General features: G+C 72.2%; 22 protein-coding genes. 5 read left to right on the plus strand and 17 right to left on the minus strand.

Translation table 11 applies throughout. The annotated features are described in order from the left end of the window. Positions 1 to 43: 43 nt before the first annotated feature. The 10 genes from OG624_RS16080 to OG624_RS16125 form a co-directional block, all read right to left on the minus strand. A complete protein-coding gene (locus OG624_RS16080) occupies positions 44 to 1,558 on the minus strand; it encodes an alkaline phosphatase family protein (RefSeq protein ID WP_371639526.1) in 1,515 nt (504 codons plus the stop codon). 181 nt (positions 1,559 to 1,739) lie between these two features. Next, the gene (locus OG624_RS16085; RefSeq protein ID WP_371639527.1) at positions 1,740 to 2,816 is read right to left on the minus strand and encodes a 2-aminoethylphosphonate ABC transporter substrate-binding protein; all 1,077 of its coding nucleotides are present in this window, start codon (positions 2,814 to 2,816) and stop codon (positions 1,740 to 1,742) included. 105 nt (positions 2,817 to 2,921) lie between these two features. Further along, positions 2,922 to 3,719: an ABC transporter permease gene (locus tag OG624_RS16090; RefSeq protein ID WP_033224776.1), complete on the minus strand. Its 798-nt coding sequence runs from the start codon at positions 3,717 to 3,719 to the stop codon at positions 2,922 to 2,924. Then, entirely contained in the window at positions 3,706 to 4,527 is an 822-nt protein-coding gene (locus tag OG624_RS16095) for a 2-aminoethylphosphonate ABC transporter permease subunit (protein ID WP_371639528.1), read from the minus strand. Before OG624_RS16095 ends, OG624_RS16090 begins: the two co-directional genes overlap by 14 nt. Before the next feature lie 133 nt (positions 4,528 to 4,660). Then, the gene (locus OG624_RS16100; RefSeq protein WP_371639529.1) at positions 4,661 to 5,713 is read right to left on the minus strand and encodes an ABC transporter ATP-binding protein; all 1,053 of its coding nucleotides are present in this window, start codon (positions 5,711 to 5,713) and stop codon (positions 4,661 to 4,663) included. Beyond that, a complete protein-coding gene (locus OG624_RS16105; protein WP_371587831.1) occupies positions 5,710 to 6,456 on the minus strand; it encodes a phosphonatase-like hydrolase in 747 nt (248 codons plus the stop codon). Before OG624_RS16105 ends, OG624_RS16100 begins: the two co-directional genes overlap by 4 nt. A 5-nt stretch (positions 6,457 to 6,461) precedes the next feature. Next, positions 6,462 to 7,589, minus strand: coding sequence for a TIGR03364 family FAD-dependent oxidoreductase (locus OG624_RS16110; protein ID WP_033224774.1), 1,128 nt, complete (start codon positions 7,587 to 7,589; stop codon positions 6,462 to 6,464). Between the two features lie 148 nt (positions 7,590 to 7,737). Then, positions 7,738 to 8,502 carry a GntR family transcriptional regulator gene (locus tag OG624_RS16115; RefSeq protein ID WP_030771334.1) on the minus strand — a complete coding sequence of 255 codons (765 nt, stop codon included), beginning with the start codon at positions 8,500 to 8,502 and terminating at the stop codon, positions 7,738 to 7,740. 78 nt (positions 8,503 to 8,580) lie between these two features. Beyond that, positions 8,581 to 9,324, minus strand: coding sequence for a hypothetical protein (locus OG624_RS16120; protein WP_371587834.1), 744 nt, complete (start codon positions 9,322 to 9,324; stop codon positions 8,581 to 8,583). 316 nt (positions 9,325 to 9,640) lie between these two features. Continuing rightward, positions 9,641 to 10,738, minus strand: coding sequence for an ROK family transcriptional regulator (locus OG624_RS16125; RefSeq protein ID WP_033224773.1), 1,098 nt, complete (start codon positions 10,736 to 10,738; stop codon positions 9,641 to 9,643). A 55-nt stretch (positions 10,739 to 10,793) separates the two neighbouring features. Here OG624_RS16125 and OG624_RS16130 point away from each other — a divergent pair, with 55 nt between their 5' ends. Further along, complete coding sequence (locus tag OG624_RS16130; protein WP_051763707.1) at positions 10,794 to 11,927, plus strand: Gfo/Idh/MocA family protein; 1,134 nt, start codon at positions 10,794 to 10,796, stop codon at positions 11,925 to 11,927. 126 nt (positions 11,928 to 12,053) lie between these two features. Here OG624_RS16130 and OG624_RS16135 read toward each other — a convergent pair whose 3' ends face one another. The 4 genes from OG624_RS16135 to OG624_RS16150 form a co-directional block, all read right to left on the minus strand. Continuing rightward, positions 12,054 to 12,911, minus strand: a complete 858-nt coding sequence (locus OG624_RS16135; protein ID WP_033224772.1) for a fumarylacetoacetate hydrolase family protein — start codon at positions 12,909 to 12,911, stop codon at positions 12,054 to 12,056. A gap of 156 nt (positions 12,912 to 13,067) precedes the next feature. After that, on the minus strand, positions 13,068 to 13,835 hold the full coding sequence (locus tag OG624_RS16140; RefSeq protein WP_161292649.1) for a YidC/Oxa1 family membrane protein insertase: 768 nt from the start codon (positions 13,833 to 13,835) through the stop codon (positions 13,068 to 13,070). A gap of 114 nt (positions 13,836 to 13,949) precedes the next feature. After that, the gene (locus OG624_RS16145; protein WP_208869416.1) at positions 13,950 to 14,300 is read right to left on the minus strand and encodes a DUF6412 domain-containing protein; all 351 of its coding nucleotides are present in this window, start codon (positions 14,298 to 14,300) and stop codon (positions 13,950 to 13,952) included. Between the two features lie 82 nt (positions 14,301 to 14,382). Then, positions 14,383 to 15,219 (minus strand): class E sortase, encoded by an 837-nt coding sequence (locus tag OG624_RS16150; protein WP_371587835.1) that lies wholly within the window; start codon positions 15,217 to 15,219, stop codon positions 14,383 to 14,385. Positions 15,220 to 15,275: 56 nt separating this feature from the next. Between OG624_RS16150 and OG624_RS16155 the strand changes: the two genes are divergently transcribed. The 4 genes from OG624_RS16155 (at position 15,276) to OG624_RS16170 (ending at position 19,283) form a co-directional block, all read left to right on the plus strand. Further along, on the plus strand, positions 15,276 to 16,280 hold the full coding sequence (locus OG624_RS16155) for a tetratricopeptide repeat protein (protein ID WP_033224770.1): 1,005 nt from the start codon (positions 15,276 to 15,278) through the stop codon (positions 16,278 to 16,280). A gap of 151 nt (positions 16,281 to 16,431) precedes the next feature. Further along, on the plus strand, positions 16,432 to 16,854 hold the full coding sequence (locus OG624_RS16160; protein WP_033224768.1) for a very short patch repair endonuclease: 423 nt from the start codon (positions 16,432 to 16,434) through the stop codon (positions 16,852 to 16,854). 51 nt (positions 16,855 to 16,905) lie between these two features. Then, complete coding sequence (locus OG624_RS16165; protein WP_371639530.1) at positions 16,906 to 17,937, plus strand: DNA cytosine methyltransferase; 1,032 nt, start codon at positions 16,906 to 16,908, stop codon at positions 17,935 to 17,937. Then, positions 17,934 to 19,283 carry a DNA cytosine methyltransferase gene (locus OG624_RS16170; RefSeq protein WP_051763705.1) on the plus strand — a complete coding sequence of 450 codons (1,350 nt, stop codon included), beginning with the start codon at positions 17,934 to 17,936 and terminating at the stop codon, positions 19,281 to 19,283. Before OG624_RS16165 ends, OG624_RS16170 begins: the two co-directional genes overlap by 4 nt. On the opposite strand, the gene OG624_RS16175 is transcribed toward OG624_RS16170, so the two are convergent. The 3 genes from OG624_RS16175 to OG624_RS16185 are packed head-to-tail and all read right to left on the minus strand — an operon-like array spanning position 19,274 to position 23,258. Beyond that, on the minus strand, positions 19,274 to 20,194 hold the full coding sequence (locus tag OG624_RS16175) for a DUF6339 family protein (RefSeq protein WP_266357092.1): 921 nt from the start codon (positions 20,192 to 20,194) through the stop codon (positions 19,274 to 19,276). The genes OG624_RS16170 and OG624_RS16175 overlap by 10 nt on opposite strands. Then, complete coding sequence (locus tag OG624_RS16180; RefSeq protein WP_266357094.1) at positions 20,191 to 21,180, minus strand: hypothetical protein; 990 nt, start codon at positions 21,178 to 21,180, stop codon at positions 20,191 to 20,193. The genes OG624_RS16175 and OG624_RS16180 overlap by 4 nt, the downstream gene beginning before the upstream one ends. Beyond that, positions 21,177 to 23,258: a helix-turn-helix domain-containing protein gene (locus OG624_RS16185; protein WP_343299104.1), complete on the minus strand. Its 2,082-nt coding sequence runs from the start codon at positions 23,256 to 23,258 to the stop codon at positions 21,177 to 21,179. The genes OG624_RS16180 and OG624_RS16185 overlap by 4 nt, the downstream gene beginning before the upstream one ends. Positions 23,259 to 23,597: the final 339 nt, after the last annotated feature.

The raw sequence follows: 23,597 nt of genomic DNA on the forward strand, positions 1-23,597 counted from the left end.
ACCCGGAGCGTGATCCGGAGCGTGATCCGGGGCGCGGGAGCGGTCAGCCCAGGCGGACGTTGTCGACGGTCCAGAACCAGTTGTTGGTGCCGCTGTAGCGGAAGCGGACCTGGACGTCGGTGGCGCCGGCGGGGACCTGGAGGGCGAGGGACTCTGCCTTGGCGACGGCGTCGGCGGTGTAGGTCTTCGCCACGGTCGGGGCGGCGCCGTTGTAGGAGACCAGGACCTGGGCGGTCTGGCCGGCCTCGTGCCGGTAGTGCGTCTGGAAGGTCAGATTCCGCGTGCTGCCGCCGCTGACCGCCCACTTGGGGGTGACAAGGGCGGAGTCGAAGGTGCCGGTGTGGCTCTTGTCGTCCCACTCGTCGGAGTCGGCGACGGCGAAGACGTCACGGGAGCGGACGTTCAGCTCGCGCCACTGGTCGCGCTGCGCCTGGGTCCAGAACTCGTCGGTCGCGAACGCCCAGCCGGCCCACTCGGTGACACCGCCCGTACCCATCTTGGAGTTGTCGACGGACCAGCCGGCGGGCGGGGTGTGCGTGAAGCCCTTCACCCCGGCCGGGATGCCCGTCTCGTCCACCCGGGCCTGGAGGTTGGGGCGCAGGGTGTCGAAGGGATCGTCGTCCGGGGCGTTCAGCGGGATGCCGTCGAGTCCGGTACCGCTGACGCCGACCTGGGCGAGCGCGGTGGCGGCGACGTCGACCAGGCGCACGTCGGAGCGGACGGAACCGGCCGGGATGCCCGGGCCCTTGGCGATGACGAAGGTGCCGCGCTCCTGGATGGTCGAGCCGCCGTGGCCGCCGGAGTCGGTGTGGCCGTGGTCGGTGCTGACCAGGATCTTCCAGTTCTCCTGGGCGTACGTCGGGCGGTTCTTGACGGCGGTGAGGAGCTGACCGACCAGGGTGTCGACGCGGGCGATCGTGTCGAGGTACTGCTGGCTCGCCGCCCCGTAGGAGTGGCCGGCCGCGTCGATCTCGCCGAGGTAGACGAAGGCGGCGTCCGGGTTCTGGTCGCGCAGCTCGGCGGCGGCGGCCGCGGCGACCTTGGGGTCCTCGGTGCGGTAGCCGTCGCGGTCGCCCTTGAGGGAGAGTCGCTTGTCGACCTTGGAGGAGAAGATCGGGCCGTTCTGGTCGGTGGAGGTGATGGGCTCCCAGTCGGCGGCCGCGTAGGTGTTGAGCGCCGGCTTGGCGTTCTCGATGCGGGTCAGGAAGTCCGGGTGGGCGGCGTAGTTCTTGCCGATGAAGGAGTTGTCCTTCACCCCGTGCTTGTCGGGCCAGACCCCGGTGGCGATGGTGGACCAGCCGGGGCCCGAGGAGGTGGCGGCCATCGGGCCGGCGTAGAGGGTGCTGCGGGCGGTCAGGCCCTGGGCCATCAGGCCGTTCAGGTTCGGCGCGGCGGCGACCTTGACGCGGTCGAGGACCGCGCCGTCGATCCCGATGACGAGGACCTTGTCGGTGTTCGCCGCCGCGGCGGCGGGGGTGGCCGCGAGGGTGGCGGCGATCAGGGCGGAGGTGACGGCGGTCGCGGCGATGGCACGACGTCCGGACAGGACAGGGGACACGTACTCCTCCTGGGAGCAAGTGAGCGGCGAAAGGAGCGGGGGCGTTGCGACGTACCGGTGTGCGGCGTTCGGGTCTGCGGCGTTCCGGTGTGCTCGGGTCCGGACCGAGGGTGCGGTCTTCGGTCCAGACCCGTTATACAAAGGTCACTCTGCCGGGCGGGGATGGCCGGCAAGTAACCGGTCAGCTTCCGGTTGCCGACTTCCACGCGTCGACGTAACCGGTGAGGTTCTTGTCGATGTCGGCCCAGTTCGGCTCGAAGATCTCCACGCCCGTCATGAGCTGGGTGAGTGCGACGGCGTTGGCGTCGGTCGGCTTGACGTCGGTGCGCGCCGGGAAGCCGCCGCCGACCGCGCTGACCTGCTGCTGGGCTTCGACGCTGAGCAGGAAGTCGAGCAGCTTGCGGCCGTTCTCGGTGTGCGGGGCCTTGTCGACCAGACCGGCCGCGTAGGGCAGGGCGAAGCTGGTGGGCCTGCCGCCCTCCTTCGCCGGGAACCAGATGCCCAGGTTCGGCATGGACTTGGACTGCGCGAAGTTCATCTGGACGTCACCGTTGGCCACGAGCAGCTCGCCCTTGTCGGTCTTGGGTGCCAGCTTGCTGGTGGAGGAGGACGGGCCGACGTTGTTGGCCTGGAGCTTCTTCAGGAACTCCATCGCCGGCTCCTTGCCGCCGAAGTCGTGCATCGACTTGATGAGCACGGCGGTGCCGTCGCCCGCGACACCCGGGGTGGAGTACTGCAGCTTGCCCTTGTACGTGGCGTCCAGCAGCTCCTCCCAGGTCTTGGGGGCCTCGGGGAGCTCCTTCTTGTTGTAGACGAAGCCGAAGTAGTTGTTGACGACCGAGGTCCACCTGCCGTCGGCCGCCTTGTCGGCGCCGTTGACCTTGTCGGAGCCCTGCGGCCGGTAGGACTGGAGCAGGCCCTTGCCGTCGGCCTGCTGGATGAAGGGCGGCAGGGTGATCAGAACATCGGCCTGGGTGTTGGTCTTCTCGCGGACGGCGCGCTGCACCATCTCGCCGGAACCGCCCTCGACGTACTTGACCTCGATGCCCGTCTTCGCGGTGAAGTCCGCGAAGACCTTGTCGTACCAGCCGTCGCCCTTCTCGCTCTTGAGGCCGTCGGCGCTGTAGACGGTGACGATCTTCTCGCCGCCCTTCGAGTCGGCGGCGGAGGAGCCGCCACCGCAGGCGGTGAGGAAGGAGGCGAGGGCGAGGGCGCCGGTGACGACGGTGGCGGTACGGAGGAGTCTCTTGCCGGTCATGGAACTTCCTTACGGGAAAAGGGAGTCGGCGGGGTGGGGAGCACGGGTCCGAACGGCGTCCGAACGGGGGTACGTACGGGGGTGAGTACGGAGCGCGTACGGGGTTCAGCGGTAGGAGGCCCTGGTACGGACGCGGGAGACGGCCAGGAGGACCAGCAGGGTGGTGGCCATCAGGACCACGGCGACGGCGGAGCCGCTGTAGAGCGAACCGCGGTCGGTGGCGGTGAAGACGCGGACCGGGAGGGGCATCCAGTCCGGCGGGTAGAGCATCATCGTGGCGCTCAACTCGCCCATGGACAGGGCGAAGCAGAGGCCGGCCGCGGCCGTGAGGGACGGCAGCAACAGGGGGAGCCGGACCCGCCACAGCACGTACGCGGGACGGGCGCCGAGGGAGGCGGCCGCCTGCTCGTAGGCGGGGTCGAGCCGTACGATCGCCGCCGAGACCGACTGGTAGGCGAACGCCGTGACAAGGATCGTGTGCGCCAGGATGACGATCGAGCTGGTGCCGTTGAGCAGGACCGGCGGCCGGCTGAAGGCGACCAGCACGGCGAGGCCGACGACCACGGACGGCACGGCGACGGGCAGCACGAACAGCGCGTCCAGGAGCCGCTTCCCCCGCGTGCGCAGGGTGGCCGCGGCGAGCGCGGCCCAGGTGCCGACGGCGAGCGCGAGCAGGCTCGCGGCGAGGGCCGTGACCAGGCTGGTGGTCAAGGCCTGGAGGGATTCGCCGCGCACGGCGGCCGCGTAGTTCTCGGTGGTCGGTCCGGAGGGGAAGGCCCCGGACCAGTGGGTGGCGAAGGAGGCCGCGACCACGACGAGCAGGGGAAGCGCGAACAGCGGCAGGAAGAGGAGGCCGAAGAGGCCCCATGCGGCCCAGCGGCCGGTCTTGCTATGCACCAGCACGCTTGCCCACCACCCGGTAGAGGCCGAACAGGCCGACGGATATCGCGATGTTGACGACGGCGACGACGCAGGCGGCCGCGTAGTCGGATTCGAGGATGGCCTTGCCGTAGATGAGCATCGGGAGGGTCGTGACGTCCTTGGCGCCGGTGAACAGGACGATCCCGAACTCGTTCAGGCACATGACGAGGACGAGGCTGCCGCCCGCGGCGAGGGCCGGGAGCGCCTCGGGCAGGATCACCCGACGCACGATCCGGGCGGGCCGGGCGCCGAGGCCGGCGGCGACCTCCAGCTGGGCGGCGTCCAGCTGGGAGAAGGCGGCGAGCAGCGGACGCATCACGAAGGGCGTGAAGTACGTGATCTCCGCGAGCAGGACGCCCCAGGGGGTGGTGAGGAAGTGGAAGGGCCCCTCGGCGGCTCCGGTGAGGTCGGTGACGAGGCCGTTGGCCATGCCGACCGTTCCGTAGACGAAGAGGAGGGCGAGGGTGATGAGGAAGGAGGGGAAGGAGAGGAAGACGTCGATGAACTTGGCGACGGCGCGGGCCCCGGGGAAGGGCACGAAGGCGATGATCAGCGCGAGCACGAAGCCGAGTACGAGGCACCCGACGGTCGCGCCGACGGCCAGCCAGACGGTGGTCCCGAGGGCCTCGCGGAAGCTCTGCGAGGCGAAGACGGAGGCATACGCGTCGAAGGCACCACCGCCGTTCTCGGGACTGAACGACTGCTGGACGACCAGCCCGAGCGGATACAGGAACACCGCCCCGAGCACGAGGACAGGCGGCAACACCCACACCCCCCGAGCCACCCGCATCCGCCCCGGCCCCGGCCTGGTCGGCGTTCGAGGCGCGGCGTCCGGGGCGGAGCCCCGCTTTTCCAGCCCCGCCGGCGTTCGAGGCGCGGGGTCCGGGGCGGAGCCCCGTGGGGGCGCGGCCCCCCGCACGGCGTCAGGCACGGGACGACACCCCCGCGGCCAGCAGCACGGCGTCCCGCGGCTCGAAGTGCAGCGTGACCCGCTCCCCCAGCGCGGGCGTCTCCCGCAGCTCGGGAAGGTCCGCCTTCACGCGGTGACCGGCGACGTCCACGTACAGCCGGTGCGTCGAGCCGCGCCACTGGACCTCGGTGATGGTGCCGCTCAGCGCGTTGGGGCCGGCCCCCAGGCCGAGCAGGTGCGGCCGTACGCACAGGGTGGCCGTGGCGCCCGGCGCCGCGAGGCCGCGGTCGAGGGACAACGTCCGGCCCTCGAAGACCGCGCCGCGCTCGGCCACCGTCACCGGCAGCAGGTTCGCGTTGCCGACGAACGAGGCGGTGAACTCGGTGCGCGGGGCCCGGTACAGCTCCTGCGGGGTCCCGCATTCCCGCAGCCGGGCCTGGTCCATGACGGCGATCCGGTCGGCCAGGGTGAGCGCCTCGACCTGGTCGTGGGTGACGTACAGAATCGATACGTCGGGCAGTTCGCGGTGCAGGCGGGCCAGTTCGGCGAGCATTCCGGAGCGCAGCTGCGCGTCGAGGGCGGACAGCGGCTCGTCGAGCAGGAGCACCCCGGGGCGGATGGCGAGGGCGCGGGCGATGGCCACGCGCTGCTGCTGGCCGCCGGAGAGCTCGCGCGGGTAGCGCTCGGCGTACGCCGCCATGCCGGTCATCTCCAACGCCTCGGCGACGCGCCCCGGGATCTCGGCCTTCGCGGCCTTCTGGGCCTTGAGGCCGAAGGCGACGTTGTCCTCGACCCGCATGTGCGGGAAGAGCGCGTACTGCTGGACGACCATGCCGATGCCGCGCTTGTGCGGCGGGAGCGCGGTGACGTCCCGGCCGCCGATCAGCACCCGGCCCGCGACGGGCCGGACGAAACCGGCGACGGCGCGCAGGGCCGTGGTCTTGCCCGAACCGGAGGGGCCGAGCAGGGCCATCACCTCGCCCGGTTCGACGGTCAGGTCGAGGGAGTCCAGGACGGTGTTGCCGCCGTAGGCGACGCTGACCGCGTCGAAGCGGATACCGCTCACGGGGACTCCCCGAGGAGGGCGGGGAGTTCGGCGACGGAGGCCAGGACGTGGGTGGCGCCGTGTCGGGTCAGCGCCTCGCGGTCGTGGGCGCCGGTGAGGACGCCCGCCACGGTCCCGGCGCCGGCGCGGCGGCCGCTGAGCATGTCGTAGGCGGTGTCGCCCGCGACCACGACGTCGCTCACGTCGGCCACGGCGCCGGTGCGCAGGAACGCGGTCAGCACCATGTCCGGGTACGGGCGCCCGCGGCCGCCCGCGTCGGCGGGGCAGAGGGTGAGGTCGGCGAGGTTCTGCCAGCCGAGGGCGTCGAGGATGGCGTCCTGGGTGACCCGGGCGAAGCCGGTGGTCAGGACGACGGTGCGGCCGTCGGCGCGGAGCTGCTCGATCGCGGCGCGGGCACCGGGGAGCGGGGTGACGAGGCCGCCGTCGACGAGGGCGCCGTAGGCCTCTTCGAAGGCGGAGTTGGCGCGGTGGGCGAGTTCCTCCGTACCGAAGAGGTGGCGGAAGACCGAGATCTTGGACTCGCCCATGGTGTCGAGGACGTACCGGAGCTTCTCGGCGTGGTCGGGGGTGCCGGGCTCGACGCCGAGTCGCTCGGCGGCCTGCTCGAAGGCGCGCTCGACGAGGCCGCCGTCGGCGACGGTGGTGCCGGCCATGTCGAGGACGACCAGCTTGCGGCCGCCGCCGGCGGTTCCCTCGGTGCTGTCGGTGCTGTCGGTGCTGTTGGTGATGTCGGTGTCGCTCATCTGACTTACCAGCCCAGTTCGTTCGCGGTGGTCTCGGCTATGGCGGGCGAGCAGGTCATGCCTCGCCCGCCGGGTCCGGTCACCAGCCAGACGCCGTCGGCCACCTGCTGGCGGTGGACGACGCGGGTGGTGTCGGTGCACTGCGCGTACACGCCCGCCCAGCGGTGTCGGATCCTCGGCAGGGGGCGGCCGAGGAAGGACTCGACGACGGCGGCGACGTGCTCGTAGGGGTCTTCGAGGGTGTCGAAGGCGAAGGGGTGCTCGTACTCGTGGGTGTCGCCGATGGTCAGTCCGCCGTCCCGGCGCTGGACCATCAGCAGTTGCATCTTGTGCTCGGCGGCGATCGGCGCCTGCTCCTGCTCGGCGTTGAGGGCGTCGAGCGCGGGGGACCGGTAGGCGGGGTAGTAGCGGAAGCTGTCGGCGTCGGCGACCGAGGTGGTCAGCGGCTCGCCGAGCGGCTCGGTCTGCATCATCTGGAGGCGGACGCGGCGGACGGGCAGGTCGGGGACCAGTTCGCGGACCAGGCCGGACAGCCAGGCGCCGGTGGCGAGGACGACGGCGTCGCCGCGGTGGACGTCACCGTGGTCGTCGCGGACGGCGCCGGGACCGACGACCTCGCGGACCTCGCGGCCGGCGAGGAAGGTGTAGCGGCCGGCGGCGCGGGCGCGCAGGGCCTCGCGGAGGTGGAGCTGCGCGGTGCGCGGCTCGACGGCCGCGTCCCGTTCGCACCACAGGGCGGCCTCGAACGCGCCGCGCAGGGCCGGGTTGATCTCCCGGGCCTCGGCCGCGGTGAGCAGTCGGTAGCCGCGGGCGGCGGCGTCCGGGCGGGCCAGGGCCGCCTCGGCCACCGCGAGTTCGCGCGGGGTGCGGACGGGGGTCAGGGAGCCGATGGCGCGGAAGCCCAGGCCGGGCACCTCCGCGCCGATGCGCTCCCAGAGCTCGCGGGCCCGCAGGGCGGTGTCGAGCTCCTCTCCCCCGGCCCGCCCACTGACCCAGATCTGGCCGAAATTACGCAGGGACGCGCCACGGGCCTCCGCTTCTCGCTCGATCTGGACGACCTCGTGGCCGCGTTCGACTGCTTGCCAGGCGTGCATGGTGCCGACCACGCCGCCTCCGACGACTATGACTTTCACGCCGCCAACGGTGGGTCGGGTCCGTGGCCCGCGAGGAGCCGTCCGGCGACGCGCCGGTGAACAGCCCTCGACACTTGGACTAGACCCGTTATCTTTTTGTGATGTGAATGCGTCCTGATTCGACCTGTACCGGATGATTCCTCCTGGGCTATTCGGCGTGGAGTCGGGTCGTGAAGCTGAACCGGTCACCACGGTAGAGCGAACGTACCCGCTCCAGCGGCCGGCCATCCTGGTCCCGCGAGAAGCGGTGGATCAGCAGCATGGGGAGAGCGGGCGGGGTGCCGATCAGCAGGGCTTCGCGGGGGGTCGCCAGGACCGTCTCCAGCTTCTCGTCGGCCTCGCCGAAGGAGATGCCGAGGCTGTCCCGGAGGTATCCGTAGAAGGAGGAGTCCGGCTGGAAGTCGCTGTTCAGGCGAGGGGCCCGGGCCACCCGGATGTACGTGCTCTCCAGGCCGACGCGCTCATCGTCGGCGAGCAGGACCCGCTCCAGGTGCCAGACGGGCTCGCCGGGCTCGGCCCCGATGCCGGGGGCGAGGTCGGGCGGGCAGGGGAACTGCTCCAGGCCGATGAGGTGACGGCCCGGGCGGCGGCCTTGGCGGCGTACGCCCTCGGTGTAGCTGGCGAGGGAGAGCGGCTGCTCCAGCTTGGGGCCGGCGACGACGGTTCCGCGGCCGGAGCGGCGCAGCCGACCTTCCAGCAGCAGTTCGCGCAGGGCCTGGCGGACGGTCTCGCGGGACACCTCGTACCGCTCGGCGAGATCACGCTCGGTGGGCAGCGTGCCGCCCTCGCCGAGCACGTCGAGGAGCTCGGCGATCCGGGCCTTGACGGCGTAGTACTTGGGGATCCGGCCGTGCTCGGGAATGCCGGAGCGCACGGGCGAGCCGGGGCGGTGCCGCTGGGTCTGTTCTTCCACGGTGGGACTCTATGCGGGGCGGTCGACGGCGCGCGGTGACGGGGGCACGGGACGGTTCGCGACCGCCGTACGTGGGGGTCAGCGCGCGCAGCGGCGCAGTCGGCGGGCCCCCAGTAGCAGCCCGCCACCGGTGGCGAGCGCGGCCACGGCGCCCGTGCCGTACACCCACTCGCGCGGGCCGGTGTGGGCGAGGGAGCCCGCCTCGACGGGATCCTCCGGCCCCTCGACGGAGAAGCGGTAGCCGCCCGCCTCGCCGATCCAGTCGCCGTCGTCCCCCTTGCGCTGGACGAGCGCGGCGTCGGCGACGACCTCGCCGACGGGGGCGTCGGGGGCGAAGGAGAGGCCGACCTTGACGGTCATGGAGCCCCCGGGGCCGACGGTGAAGCCGGGGAAGGCGTCGCCGCCGTCGAAGATGGCGATGATCTCGTCGCGGTCGCTGTGTTCCAGGCTGACGGGGAAGGTGCCGCCCGGGGCGTCGAACTCCATGCGCAGGTGGGCGGGGCGCAGGGTGTGGGCCTTGTCCGTGAAGACGACGATCGGGTGGATGGCCGTGCACTCGGAGTTGGTGGTGTTGGTCAGGTCCAGGTACCAGGTCTGCGGCCCGGCACCGGTGCGGTACACGGCCGGACCGCCACGGATCCGCGCCCCGATGGGGAAGGCCGTGCTCTTCCCGTCACCGCAGGTGGCCTGGGCGCGCGAGGGCAGCGCGGGCGCGGGGCGCCCGCCTCCCGCACCGATGTCGGCTCCGGCGGTGGCCGCCGTGGTGGCGACCAGGGCTGCGGAGAGGGCGGCGGTGAGGGCAAGGGCTTTGCGCAGTCGCATGGAAGACCTTCGCTGCTCGCCGGACGGGACGATGATCGGACGAGGTGACAATCACCCCGGCCTGCCCGCACCCTGCCACCCCCGCGCAAGCCCCCATCGGGAGCCACGCCTGAGTCGTACCGGTTTACGCCCGAATGGCACACGAGGTCAACCCCGGCGCCCTTTCAGCCCCGCCGGCGTTCGAGGCGCTCTTTCAGCCCCGCCGGCGTTCGAGGCGCTCTTTCAGCCTCGCCGGCGTTTGAGGCCCGGGGGTCCGGGGGCAGCGCCCCCGGCAACGGCGCCGCACCCGGAACCCGACACGCACCCGGCACCCGGCTCACCCGGCCCGCCGCCCGAACGTCGGCCCGAGCGCCAGCTCGGCCGCCCCCTCGGCCACCCCCATCCGCGCGAGGGCGACCACCGGCATCGCGGCCGGCACCGCCGCCCGCTCCACCAGCACCTCCCGGACCCCGCTCAGGAAGACCGCCGGCGCCGCCGCCACCGCCCGCCCACCGAGCAGCACCCGGTCCACGTCCAGCAGCGCGACCAGGTTGGACGCCGCCACCCCCAGGACCCGCGCCGCCTCGGCGAGATCGCCCCGGGCCACGGCCCCCAGGCACAGCACCTCCGCGCAGCCCCGCGCCCCGCAGGGACACGGCGGGCCGTCCAGACTGATCACCTGGTGCCCGAACTCTCCCGCCGCCGAGCGCGCGCCCCGGTAGATCCCGCCGCCCAGCCACAGGCCCGCGCCGAGCCCGGTCCCCACGTGCAGGTACACGGAGGTACCGGGCCCGCACCCACCGGACCGTCCGGATCCCTCGGCGGCCACTCCCGCGTTCGTGTCCTTGTCGACCAGCACCGGCAGCCCCAGCCGCCCCTCCAGCAGCTCCCGCATCCGGAAGCCCTCCCACTCCGGGAACCCGGTCACCCGGCCCATCACCCCGGACCGGTGGTCGAGCGGCCCCGGCGCGGCCACCCCCACGCCCAGCAGCGGCGGCCCGGCAGGATCACGGACCCGCGCGACCGCCTGGACGACGGCCTCCAGCACGGCGTCCGGCCCGACCGCGAAGTCCAGCGGGCCACGGTTCTCGGCGACGACGTGACCCGCCAGGTCCACCCGTACGACTCGGAGTTCGTCGCGGTCCAGGTGCACCCCGAGCGCGTGCCGCGCCTCCGGCACCAGCCGGAGCAGGGTGCGTGGCTTGCCGCCGGTGGACGCGGCGCGCCCGGCTTCCTCGATCAGTCCGTCCGCGCCGAGCCGGGCCGTGATCTTGCTGACGGCCTGCGGGGTGAGTCCCGCACGGTCCGCGAGTTCGGCGCGGCCCAGGCCCTCCGGATCCGCGCCGCGCAGCAGATCCAGCATCAGCGCCTCGTTGTACCCGCGCAGCGTCGGCAGGTTCACCCCGCCGCGCCCGTCACCGCTCCCGCTGTTCACATGACCATTGTCCACCTTCCTTGCACTTCGGCAACACTGTTGCCAAAGTGGAGCCATGAGCACCCCCGCCACCCCTGCCACCTCCGCCTCCTCCCCCGCCTCTCCCGCCCCGCTGCGCGTCGGCCTCATCGGCTACGGACTCGCCGGTTCCGTCTTCCACGCCCCCCTCGTGGCCGCCACCGACGGGCTCGTCCTCGACACCGTCGTCACCTCCGACCCGGCCCGGCAGACCCAGGCCCGCACGGAGTTCCCCGACGTGCACATCGCCGCCACCGCCGCCGAGCTGTGGAAGCGGGACCTCGACCTGGTCGTGATCGCCTCCCCCAACCGGACGCACGTCCCGCTCGCCACCACCGCCCTCGAAGCCGGCATCCCGGTGGTCGTGGACAAGCCGATCGCCGCCACCGCCGCCGAGGCCCGCGCGCTCGCCGCCCTCGCGGACCGCAGCGGCACCTTCCTCTCCGTCTTCCAGAACCGCCGCTGGGACAACGACTTCCTGACCCTGCGCCGCCTCATCGCCGACGGCGAGCTCGGCGAGGTCCAGCGCTTCGAGTCCCGGTTCGAGCGCTGGCGCCCGCAGCTGAAGGGCGGCTGGCGCGAGTCGGGCGCCCCGGAGGAGATCGGCGGCCTGCTCTACGACCTCGGCAGCCACGTCGTGGACCAGGCGCTGGTGCTGTTCGGCCCGGCCGTACGGGTGTACGCGGAGACCGACGTGCGCCGCCCGGGCGCCGAGACCGACGACGACACCTTCCTCGCGCTCACGCACGCGAACGGGGTCCGCTCCCACCTCTACGTCAGCGCCACCACCGCCCAGCTCGGACCGCGACTGCGCGTCCTGGGCTCCCGGGCCGGCTATGTGAAGTACGGCCTCGACCCGCAGGAGGGCGCCCTGCGCGAGGGACTGCGGCCGGGCGGGGACCTGCCGTGGGGCGAGGAGCCCCCGCACCTGTGGGGGCGGCTCGGCTCCGGCGAGTCCCCGCTGACCGGCGGCGGCATCCCGGTTCCGACCGAGCAGGGCGACTACCCCGCGTACTACGCGGCGGTGGAGGCCGCGCTGCGCACGGGCGGGCCCGCGCCCGTGACGGCGTTGGAGGCCGCACAGTGCCTCGACGTGCTGGAGGCGGCCCGCCGGTCGTCCGAGCAGGGCGTGGTCGTGGAGCTGCCCGCCACCGGGGCCGCATCCGGCTGAGGCCGCCCGCGCGACGGGACGGCGGACCGGGGCCGACGGCGGTCGCCGGAAGGCGCTCGTCGAAAGGGAAGGGGCGGGGCCGCCGATGCGACCCCGCCCCTTCCCCTGTCCTGCCACGGCGTCCGGCTACGCGCCCTTGAACTCCTGGCGCTGCCGACCGAGACCCTCGATCTCCACCTCCACGACATCACCGGCCCGCAGGTACGGCTTCGGCTCCGGCCGGCCCATCGCCACGCCGGCCGGCGTACCGGTGACGATCACGTCGCCCGGGTACAGCGTCATGAAGTGGCTCAGGTACCGGACGACCTCGCCGACCGGGAAGATCTGGTCCGAGGTGTTGCCGTCCTGCTGGAGCTCGCCGTTGACCCACAGCTTCACGTCCAGGACCTGCGGGTTCGGGACCTCGTCGGCGGTGAGCAGCCAGGGGCCGATCGGGGTGAAGGTCTCGCAGTTCTTGCCCTTGTCCCAGGTGCCGCCGCGCTCGATCTGGAACTCGCGCTCCGAGACGTCGTTGACCAGCACGTACCCGCCGACGTGCGCGAGGCCTTGGACGGCGGAGTCCAGGTAGCGGGCGGTGCTGCCGATGACGACGCCGAGCTCGGCCTCCCAGTCGGTCTTCACGCTGCCGCGCGGGATCAGCACGGTGTCGTCGGGGCCGACCACGGTGTCCGCGGCCTTCAGGAACAGGATCGGCTCGGCCGGCGGCTCCGCGCCGATCTCGGCGGCGTGGCCGAAGTAGTTCAGGCCGATGCCCACGATCTTGCCGATGCGGCCGACCGGGGCCCCGATGCGCAGGCCTTCGGCGTCCAGGACCGGAAGCTCGCCGGACTCGGCCGCGTCCCGTACCCGGGTCAGGACGGAGTCGTCGGCCAGCAGGCCGCCGTCCACATCCGTGATCAGGCCGGACAGGTCACGCAGGGTCCCGTCCCGGTCGAGCAGCGCGGGGCGCTCCGACCCTACGGGTCCGACACGCAGCAGCTTCATGGACATTCTCCCGTGGTCGTGGGTGGTCGGCCCGGGGCGTGCCAGGGCCGGCCGATGGGTTGCGGCCATCGGAGGATTTGGTCGATCCTCCAAGATGTCCTTCCAATCCGCAAGACCCTGTTCACGGACTGGAACGCCCGCCTCCATCCGCTGCCGCTACTGCGCCATCTGCTCCCCGGACCGCTCCGCCCGCTCCTTGCGGTACTGGAGCCAGACGCGTTCCGCCACCGACCAGGCGGTGGTGGTCAGCAGGTAGAGCCCGGCGGCCAGCGGCACCACGGCGGCCGTGATCAGCGTCCCGAACGAGAGCAGGGGCAGTACGCCGCCCAGCTTGCGCATGACCTCCTGCTGCTCGGCACTCACCTCGGCCATGACCCCGACGCCGGCCCCCGTCCTGGCCCCGGTCCTGGCCCCCGCCGTGGCGCCGGCCTTGCCCTGGGGCGCGACCCGACCGGCCGGCTTCCTCGGGCCGGCGGCCTTGGCCTCGGCAGCCGCCGCCGCGACCGAGGCGGCCGTCCGGCGCCCCCGTACCGCGCTCCACGCGGCCACCACCGCGATCGCCCCGAACAGCCCGAGGAACACCAGCCCCTGCGCCCCGAACAGGCCGCCCTCGCCCAGCGCGTCGGTCCACCGAGCCCCCAGCGGCGCGGCGAAGAGCCGGTGCCCGAGCAGCTCGTTCGCCTTCCCGCCCACCTCGGCGGAGGAGAACGCCTGGTACATCACGAAGAACACCGGCAGCTGCAGCAGCATCGGCAGGCACCCGGCCGCCGGAGTCGCCCCGCGGAAGGCGGCCCGGCTCAGCGGGTGCAGCGCGAGCCGTACGAGCACGGTGAACAGCACGATCGCGGCAGCGGTCGCGGACTGCGCCAGTACCGGCTCGAGAAGCCGACCCAGCTCAGCAACAAGATGGGTGAAAACGGACACGTGGGCCCTCCGAAGGGTCTCGTCGAACGTCGAAAGAGATGCGTTTCGGCGTGACGACCCGCGAGGGGCGACAACAGTGATCAGTCAGCAGAAGGCGAGAAGTACTGCGCGCCCCTACGCGGCCGTCGGGAAGAGACGACCGGGCGCCCTGGGCCGCGACCGGCCCGAGGCATCGGGATCACGCTGCGGCAGGAACGCCGTGCGTTGCTCGCGATCACGGATCGCGGTGCGTATGCGGTGCGGTGGCACGGGCCGCACGAGCCGCGCGGCGGCGGCGAGAGCCTCGGTGCCCACGGCGACGGTGGCCGCGAGGGCGACCACCACGGCGCCCAGCCCGCCCTCCCCGGCGAACAGCCCGAGGAGTCCCCCGAGCAGCACGAGCGGGAGCAGCACGGCGAGGGCCCGCGAGGTCCGCGCGAACAAGGTGAAGGACAGCAGGTCGCCGTCGCGTCGTCGCCGAGCCATGACCGACCTCCCCCTCTCCACTCCCGCGCACGAACTCCCGTACGACACCGATGGTAACCGGGCCCACCGACAACCCGATCGGTCAGGACGGCCCGGACGAGCGGAGCGTCCCCCAGACCACCAGCCGGTACTTCGAGCTGTACTCGGGCGTGCAGGTGGTGAGCGTGATGTACGCCCCGGGCTCGCCGTACCCCTGGTCCGGTTTCACCACGCTGCGCGGCACGGGCGCGATCACCCCGGTGTCCCGCTCGGTGGTCTCGTTCAGGATCTTCCCGACCACGTACGTGTACCGGCGTCCCCGCAGGTCGACGATCAGCTCGTCGCCGGCCCGCAGCCGGTTGATGTACCGGAACGGCTCGCCGTGCGTGTTCCGGTGCCCGGCCAGCGCGAAGTTCCCCCGCTCCCCCGGCCCGGCGGTCCCCGGGTACTGCCCGGCGTAGCCCTTGTCCAGGACGGCCCGCTTGTCGACGCCCTGCGCGACGGGGACGACGAGCCCGAGGCGCGGGACACGCAGCACGGCGTACGCCCGGTCCCGCGCGGGAGTCCCGCCGGCGGGTCGCGCGGCCCGGGTCGCGGCGGGCGCCGCGCCGGTGGCCGCCGGCCCGCTCGTCTCGGGACCCACCGCCGGACCACCCTCGGCCCCGGACCCGGCCCCGGCTCCCGTCGCGGACCCGGCCGGCTCCCCTCCGGGAGCGTCGGGGGGATCAGCCTCCCAGGCCCGCTCCAGGGCCTGGACCTGCTCCTGAGCGGCGGCCGCGGCCTGCCGGTTGGTCCACCACACCTGATGCACCACCAGCAACAGGACCACCACCCCCACGGTGACGATCAGCTCGGCGCCCGCCCACAGCACCCCCGCGAGACCGGCCCGGCGCCCCCGCCGGCCGCTCCCCTGCACCACGACACGTACGCGATCTCGCACGGGCGGCACCCTAAGTCCTCCCCCGTCAACTGACCAGCGGCAGTACGGTGTGAACCATGCGCCCCGACACGCCTGCCGAGCACATCGCCGAAGCCGAGCGCCTCATCCGCACGGCGACCCGCTACCCCGAGGACCAGGAGCCCTTGCTCCTCCAGGCCGCGGCCCACCTCGAACTGGCCGACGCACGCGACCGGGCGAGTGCCCTGTACGACCAACTCCTGTCCGCCTCACCGTCCGACCCCCACCTGATCAAGGCCCTCCAGGCGGCGAACCTGTGGGAGTACGGTCACGAGGCGGAGGCCCGCGCCCTCATCTCGGGCATCCGCGCCGCCTCGCCCAAGGAACCGGCGCCGTGGGAGGTCATCGCGGAAGCCCTGGAGGCCCACGACGAGTTGGAGGCCTCGCACGACTGCTTCACCGAAGCGGCCACCCTCCTCATCGCGGACGACGACCCGCTGACCCCGGCCACCACCGCCCTGCTCACGGGCCGCCATCGCGTACGCCGCCTCCTCGGGCGCCCGCACGACGACTGGGACATGGTCGCGGACACCCGCCACATCGGTCCGATCCCCCTCGACGAGCTCCACGACCCCAAGCGCATCTGGGCCCTGGGCTCCGACGACCCGACCGAGCTGCGCGCCGAGATCGCCCGCCTGCGCGCCGAACTGGGCGACCGCCGCGCGGCCCTCTCCCGGCCCTTCCCGGTGGCGATCCTGCACTGGCCGCAGCGCGAACTGTCGGAGCTGCTGACCAGCTACCCGACCCTGGCCTCCGAGTACCCCTCGCACGAGGCCCACCTGCGGGAGATCGAGACCTCGCTGCGCGCCCTGGCCGCCTCGGGCACCACGAACCTGGGCATCGTCACGGCGAGCGTCCCCTCCTACGAGGCCTTCGCGGCTTCGGAGAAGACCTCCCCGGCCTCCCCGTCCCTCCTCGCCGAATACGCCACGACCCTGGCGGCCCGCGGCAAGGCCACCCCGTGGCCCCCGATCCCCACCGCGTCCTGCTGGTGCGGCTCGGGCAAGCCGTACGCGGAGTGCCACGAGGTGTCCGGCGGCTGAGCGGGGTGATCCGGCCGGGGACACGATGTCGCCGGTCCGGTGGTTACGTACCATCGGCTTCAGGTGGGGGTGCCGTGCCGAGTCCTCGTCGTGGCTCGACCGAGCACGCCTCCCCGGACCAGCAGACGAACAGTGGAGGAGGGAGAACGTCATGACCGCGGCCGTGCCTTCCTCCCCGTCCGTGTCGGCCCGTATGAGTCGCCAGGCACGCCGGAACACCACCCCCGAACTGGCGGTGCGCAGACTGCTGCACGCGGCGGGCCTGCGCTATCGCCTGCAGGTGAAGGTGCCCGGCATGCCGCGCCGCACGATCGACATCGCCTTCCCCGGGGCCAAGGTCGCCGTCTTCCTCGACGGATGTTTCTGGCACGGGTGTCCCGAGCACGCGACGCAGCCGAAGGCCAACGCACAGTGGTGGCGTGAGAAGCTCGACAAGAACATGGCGCGCGATCGCGAGACGAGCGAGCTGTTGGCGGCGGCGGGCTGGACCGTGCTGCGGTTCTGGGAGCACGAGGCACCGGAGGCCGTGGCGGCCCGTGTCATCGACGCCCGCCGTGGTGCGAAGACCGGCTGACCCGCCTTCCCGGGCGATCGACATGCGTCCGACCGACGCGGACAGGACGACATGACGCTCTCGGGGCCGGACCGGCTCACCTCTCTGGAGCTGTGCGCCGGCGCCGGCGGTCTGACGCTGGGCCTGGAGGCGGCCGGATTCGATCCGATCGCGCTGTTGGACACGAAGCCCGACTCCTGCGCCACCCTGCGGGGCAACCGCCCGGACTGGACCGTGCTGGAGCAGGACCTCCGCGACTTCCTGCCGTCCGACCGCCCGGATCTCTTCGCCGAAGGGACCTGCGTCGATCTCCTGGCGGCCGGCCTGCCGCGGCTGCCCTCGGCGGCCTCGACCATGCGGAAGAACGCGGACGAGGAGCAGTACCTGCTGAAGGCCACGATCTGGCTGGCGCAGGCCGCCCTGCCCCGCGCGGTCCTGGTGGAGAACGTCCCCGGCCTCGCCCTCGCCGACGCGTACGCGCCGACCCGGCGGTGGGTGGAGGAGAACCTGCGGGAGGTCGGCTACCACTCCACGTGGGGAGTGGTCGACGCCTGCGACTTCGGCGTTCCGCAGCGGCGCCCGCACGGTTTCCTGGTCGCGCTACGGGAGCCCGAGTTCGGGCGGTTCTCGTGGCCCGAGCCGTCCGGTCCGCCCACGCGGAGCGTCGGCACGGTGCTGTACGAGTCGATGGCCCGCCGGGGCTGGCCCGGTGCGGCCGCGTGGGCCCGGCGTGCCGACGAGCCCGCCCCGACGATCGTCGGCGGCTCGGACAGGCGCGGCGGTCCGGACCTCGGCCCGACCGGCTCGAAGCGCGCGTGGGAACGGCTCGGTGTGAACGGGGGCGGGATCGGGGACGACGTACCGGACGCCTCGGCCCCCGCCGACCTGTTGCCCAAGCTCACCGTCCCGCAGGTGACGTGCCTTCAGGGCTTTCCCGCCGACTGGGTGCCGGCCGGCCGCAAGACGTCCTCCTACCGCCAGATCGGCAACGCATGCCCTCCACCGGTCGCGTCGGCGGTCGGTCGCGCCCTCGCGGTCGCCCTCCGACCGATGATCGACCTCCGGCCCGCGGATGGGCCGACGCCGGCTAGACTCGCGCCATGAACTCCGAGAACAAGCCCCCCTACAAAGTCGTCGACCTCTTCGCGGGCTGCGGCGGCTTCACCCGGGGCTTCTTCGAGTTCTCCCAGGACACCATGAAGGACGGCGTGCATTCCTTCGCCCCCATTGCCGGGGTCGAGATCGATCCCGCGGCCGCTCTGACCTATTTCACGAATTTCGAGAAATGGGCGGACGACACCACCGGAAGCGATCACCATTTCTTCCTCGGTGACATCGCGGATTGGGTGGACGTCGTCAGGGCCAAGGGCCTGCACGCCGACGTGATCCTGGGGGGCCCGCCCTGTCAGGGCTTCTCCGGGCTCGGCAAGGGTGATCCGGACGATCCGCGCAACCGGCTCTGGGAAGAGTATTTCAAGATCGTCGAATTGGTGCAGCCGCGCATCTTCATCATCGAGAACGTCGAGCGGTTCAATTCCTCCAGCCAGCTCTCCGATCTGAAGAGCGCCTTTCTCGAACTCGGGTACACGCTGGAGGATCCTCAGGTCCTCAACGCGGCCGACTACGGCGCCGCGCAGCTGCGGAAGCGCACGATCGTGATCGGTGTGCGGGGGAAGCGGCACATCTCCTACCCCGCCCCGTCGCACGCGGGCGCCGGCAAGGCGCGTCAGGTGGGCCTCTTCGCGACCGAGGAGCCGAAGGCCTGGAAGACCCTCAAGGAATGCCTGGACGGCGAGAAGGACCCGATCCCGTACAGGCCGAGCCGGTTCGACCTGCCGGAACTGAACGACGAGAACGTCCCGTCCGTCACCATTTCCCGGAAGGTCACCGAGACGGGCGTCCTCGACAAGGAGTTCGTCGCGCGGCTCCGCGAGATGATCCCGGGACCGTTCACGAGCGAATCCCTGCACATCGGTCGCCGGCCGACGGATCTCTCCCTGGCCCGCTACCGGGCCATCGAACCGGGTCAGAACCGACACGCGCTGAGGAACGCGCCCCCGGCGCTCGTGGAGGGAAAGCTGGTCCCGCTCTCGACCGAGAGCTGGAACCGCCACAACAGCGGCTCGGGTGACGTCATGGGCCGGCTCGTGTGGGAGAAGCCCTCCGTGACGATCCGCACCGAATTCTTCAAGCCGGAGAAGGGACGGTACCTGCATCCGGTGGACCATCGCCCGATCACCCACTACGAGGCGTCGCGCATCCAGGGGTTCCCCGACGGCTTCCGGTGGTGCGGAAGCAAGTCCCAGATCGCGCGCCAGATCGGCAACGCGGTACCGGTGCCGCTGGCGCGGGCGCTGGCCGAGCACGTCTATCACGCCCTGGAGGGTGGGGCGGGCCTCGAAGATCCGCACGAGGCGGAGGACCTGACGTCGGACACGGCTCAGGCGTAGGGGTTCTCCACCGGCTCCTCCTCCTTGCCGCGGATCGGTGCGGTGGTGAACAGCTCCTGGAAGAGCGGCAGCAGCCGGGCGACCGAGGAGAAGTCCACCTCCCCGTCGTCCGGTCCGTCCGGCAGGGAATCGTGCGGGACGGGTGGGGCGTAGGTGAGGTCCTCCATCCACAGGCGGCGGGCCTTCGTGTCCAACGGCTCGTCGGGGGCGACCAGTTCGTACTGGATGGTGCTCCCGGCGGTGTTGACCGCCTTGATGAGCGCGTTCGCCGCCCGGGTGCTGGTCACGGTGCCGTCGCGCAGCATCCGGATCACGGTCTGGGCCGTGGGCCGGTGCAGGAACACGTCCTGCCGCAGTGCGGAGTTGAACATCTCCTGGTTGGCGCAGGCCGCCTCCGCCGTCGCGTAGTTGCGCCCGTCGCGGTATATCTCGGCGGCCCACCAGAGCCGGGCCATGGCCTGGACGTGGAAGGGGCCGGTGAAACGCCGCGGGTTGACCCGCGCCTCGCCCCCGCCGCCGTTCTCGTTCTCGCTGCCGAGCCAGCGCCACAGGACGTAGTCCGGTGCGACGCGCAGCGCCAGGTGGTTCCAGAGTTCGGAGTCGCCGGCTTCCCGGCGGGTCAGCCGGAGCGTCGCGTGCAGGCGGGGGGCGAGCCACGCGTCACTGGCCCCGGGGTGCGCCTCGACGAACCTGCGCATCGCGGCGTCGAACAGCTCGCGTACGGGCCGCGCGCGCCATCGGTCGCCTTCGTCCTCGAACGCGCGGGAGCTGCGGTCCAGCTTCTCGTGGGGCAGTGCGCTCCGGCCGCCCAGAACCTCGTCGTCGAGTTCGCGCCGCGCCACGGCGTCGGGAAGGAGTGCGAGCCGCTCGGGTGCGGCGGCCGCCCCTTCGTAGACGGATTCCCAGCTCACTGCTTCGCGCTCCCCTTCGTGATGTCCCGCAATGCCTCGCCCAGCGAGCGTGCCGACCGGGACTGTCGCCCGGCCGCGTGGAGCACACGCATGTGCAGATCCCGGCCCGCGCCGCCGACCCGGCGGGACAGCAGTTCCCGCAGGGCGTCGGACGGGGAGAGGTCGGGGCACACGTCGGGCAGCATCCGCTTGAGGACGTTGTCCCGCCAGCCGCCCGGCCATTGGGGTTCTCCGTCCTCGGCGAAGACCTCGTCCGCGGCGCTGTGGAAGAGGGTGACCCACAGGTCGGTGCCGAGCTTGGCGGCGAGCGCCTTCTGCAGGGCGCTCTCCGCGGGGGACATGCCCCGTGCGGGTGCGCCGAGCAGCCGCGCCACTCCTTCGAGGGCGGTGTTCACGTAGACGGTGGGGACGGCGCCGTTCGCGTCGATCGCCCATTCGTTGTGCCGGAAGTCGTGGAGGTGGGGGTGCTCGTCGGAGCCGAAGTCGACCTCCGTCATGCGGATGTCCTGCTCGCGGTGGGCGGTCCGCGCGTCCACGTCCACGGTCCAGGTGTCCTCGGCGGATCCGATGAGGCGGCCGGGCACTCCGTCGACCGTCGCCGTGACGATGCCGGTGAGCTGCAGTCGTCCCAGGTGCTCGTCGCGGTCGACGCGTACCTCACCGATCCAGTCGCCGGAGGCGTCCTGGCGCAGCGGGGTCACCGAGCGCACGTTGGAGGTGCGGTTGGCGATCGTCACCGCCGCCCGCACGTCGCGCCAGCCCCTGCCCTCGGCGTCGGCGTCGGCCACCGCCGGTACCCGCATGCGGACCGCCAGCCGTGCGGTGGACCAGTCGGCGTAGCCCACACCGTGCACGGCGACACGGCGTTCCTGCCGGTTGACGAGTTCCAGCGGCAGGGCGTCCTCGTCGACGCGTCCCTCGCGCACCTCGATCGTGGTGAGTCCGTCGGATCGGCGCAGGGTCGGGTAGGGGACGAGCTGCTTCACATCGACTCCTTCGCGCGCTGCACGTCCACCTCGACGCGGGCGTGCCGTGCGGGGACGGGATGGTCCCGCACGTCGCTCTCCCCGAGGAAGACGGCCGTGCGGGCACCCGCCTTGAACAGCAGGGAACCTTCGGCGGTGACCTCGCAGTTGCGCTCGGCGACCAGTCGGGCCCACTTCACGACGGGCTTCGGTCCCGAGCGGGTGACGAATCGCAGGACGGGGACGAGTGTCCACGGATCGGCCTGCGGGGGCAGGTTGACCTCGACCCGGACCTGCCAGGCTCCGGTGTCGTCGACGTGGCCGTCGACGTCGTCGACCTGGGGGTGGCTGCGCGCGTTGCGGGGCGGCCCCTTGGGGGCGTCGATGCGCAGCACCTCGCGCAGGACGGACGGAACGGCCTCGTCCTCGGTGGGTGCGTCGTTGCGGGTGGCGACGACGGCCAGGACTCCCTCGCGCATCGCGGACCGGAATTCGCCGATGCTGCGTACGACGCCGCGCGCGTAGGTGACGACCAGGTCCTCGGTGCGCTTCCAGGTGTCGTGCTCGGGCGGTTCCGCCGTGCGCAGGAAGCGTTCCGCGGCACGTGCGGCGTCGGAGGAGTCCCCGGCGGCCGTGCCCGCGAGGAGCAGGGCCTGGTAGGCGTTCCCGCCGAGCGGGGGGTTGATGGTCTGCGTCATCACCACCATGCGGTTGCCCCGCATGCAGACCAGTTGGTTGGGGCGCGGGTCGTCCGGTTCGGCGGCGGTGACGAGCAGGACGGCCTCGTGCCGGACCGGCTTGCCGTCCGCCTCGGTCTCCGGGGAGCGCAAGGGGGGTACGTCGAGTCGGACGCGTCGCTCGACGACCTGCTCGGGTGCGGTCAGTCGGTCGACCGTCGCCCCTTCGAGGAAGGCGCGCAGGGCGCGCGAGCGGGCGGGCTCGTATTCGTCGGGGACCACGCGTCGCTCGGCGACGACCTCGACGCCGTCGCGCAGGGCCACGACCGACGCCTGGACGAGGGGCTCGGATCCCGGGGCGGAGATCATGGAGGCCCAGAAGTTCCGGCCGAGCCCGGCCGACAGCTTCTCGTGCAGCGCTTCGAGGTCGGCGTCCTCGTCGTCCCCCTGGTGTGCGCCGACGACGAGGAAGGAGGTTCCGGGCTCGTCGCTGTCGCGCTCCAGGTGCAGTGCCTCGACCGTGGCCTCGTCCGCCCACCAGGAACGGGCCGCGCCGTCGCGGTCCGGGTCGGCCTCGCCCAGCCAGGCGGGGCCGGCGTAGGCCTGGTCCCCGACGGTGTGCCAGGGGAGGTCGATGCGGCCGATGAGTCGCCGCTCCCGGTGCCCGTCGTGCGGCCGGCTCAGGGTGCTGTTGATGAGGACCATGCCCAGGGAGCTGGCCGACCAGAGGGTCGCCTTGCCGAGGCCGAAGGATCCACCGGCGCTGGCGTTGGACTTCACGCTGTCCAGTTGGCGCCTGACGACCGCGGCGAACCGGCCGTCGTCGTAGTCGTCGCCGGTCAACCCGTTCGCGTTGTAGTCGTCCACGCGCAGGAGGACGAGGCTTGCGCGGTCCTCGATGTCGCGCAGGGCCCGCGCGAGTGCGCGGGAGGCCTTGTTGCCCGCGCTCGCGGCCGACTCGTAGTGCTCGCGCAGGGCGTCCCAGCGCATCACGCGCCGGAAGGCGTCGAGGCGTTCGCCGGAGATCTCGTGGAGGACGTGCCGGATGCGTACCGGTCGACCGGTGTCGAGGATCTCGTCAAGACTGTTCTGGGTCGCTTCGCGGGCCAGGACCGAGAGGTCGGCGTCGAAGGCGAACGCGGCGGCGTTGCCGTACTCCCGCCCGCCGTCGACGTGTGCGGGACGGTGGTACCAGGTGAGCCGCTCGTGCCCGACGGTCTCGTCCATCGACAGGGAGGCCCCGGGGACGACCCCGAGGGCCTCCTCTATGAGCTTCACGGTCTCCGGTCGGGGCGTCACCCGGCCGCTCACCCATGTCGACACGGCGGCCCGGGTGACGTTCACCTGCGCCGCGAGCTCCGTCTGGGTCATCCCCTGCCGCTGCAGCTGACGCCCCAGCCAGGCTCCGTAGTTGTCGACCACGATCCGTCAGCACTCCATGTCATCGTGCGGGAACGACCTCGCGCATCATACAACTGACCATTTGACAGCGGAGAATGTGTCAAAATTTACTCATCGAACCATCGTACGGATTCGGCCGTCACCCGCGGCCGGGTCTCAAGGAATCGGTACGTTTCCCGGCAACCCGACCGGCTGAAGTGCCCACCGCGCCCCTTGTGCCACCTCCTTCACCCATGCGACCCTTTCGATCACTCGCCGGGTGAGGATTCCGCGAGAACCACCGGGGGGTGCGCGCCTACAGGCTATTTGCCATGCCCTCGTCAAGGCTGTCTCGCGCCCCCGCGACATCCCTCGCACGGC

The sequence above is a fragment of the Streptomyces virginiae genome (assembly GCF_041432505.1).
In the GTDB taxonomy this organism is placed as follows: domain Bacteria; phylum Actinomycetota; class Actinomycetes; order Streptomycetales; family Streptomycetaceae; genus Streptomyces; species Streptomyces virginiae_A.

Coding starts and splice junctions, on each gene's coding strand:
- OG624_RS16085 (WP_371639527.1), bottom strand. CDS start 2,816: ATGACCGGCAAGAGACTCCTCCGTACCGCCACCGTCGTCACCGGCGCC.
- OG624_RS16095 (WP_371639528.1), bottom strand. CDS start 4,527: ATGCGGGTGGCTCGGGGGGTGTGGGTGTTGCCGCCTGTCCTCGTGCTC.
- OG624_RS16105 (WP_371587831.1), bottom strand. CDS start 6,456: ATGAGCGACACCGACATCACCAACAGCACCGACAGCACCGACAGCACC.
- OG624_RS16120 (WP_371587834.1), bottom strand. CDS start 9,324: ATGCGACTGCGCAAAGCCCTTGCCCTCACCGCCGCCCTCTCCGCAGCC.
- OG624_RS16130 (WP_051763707.1), top strand. CDS start 10,794: ATGAGCACCCCCGCCACCCCTGCCACCTCCGCCTCCTCCCCCGCCTCT.
- OG624_RS16135 (WP_033224772.1), bottom strand. CDS start 12,911: ATGAAGCTGCTGCGTGTCGGACCCGTAGGGTCGGAGCGCCCCGCGCTG.
- OG624_RS16145 (WP_208869416.1), bottom strand. CDS start 14,300: ATGGCTCGGCGACGACGCGACGGCGACCTGCTGTCCTTCACCTTGTTC.
- OG624_RS16155 (WP_033224770.1), top strand. CDS start 15,276: ATGCGCCCCGACACGCCTGCCGAGCACATCGCCGAAGCCGAGCGCCTC.
- OG624_RS16160 (WP_033224768.1), top strand. CDS start 16,432: ATGACCGCGGCCGTGCCTTCCTCCCCGTCCGTGTCGGCCCGTATGAGT.
- OG624_RS16165 (WP_371639530.1), top strand. CDS start 16,906: ATGACGCTCTCGGGGCCGGACCGGCTCACCTCTCTGGAGCTGTGCGCC.
- OG624_RS16170 (WP_051763705.1), top strand. CDS start 17,934: ATGAACTCCGAGAACAAGCCCCCCTACAAAGTCGTCGACCTCTTCGCG.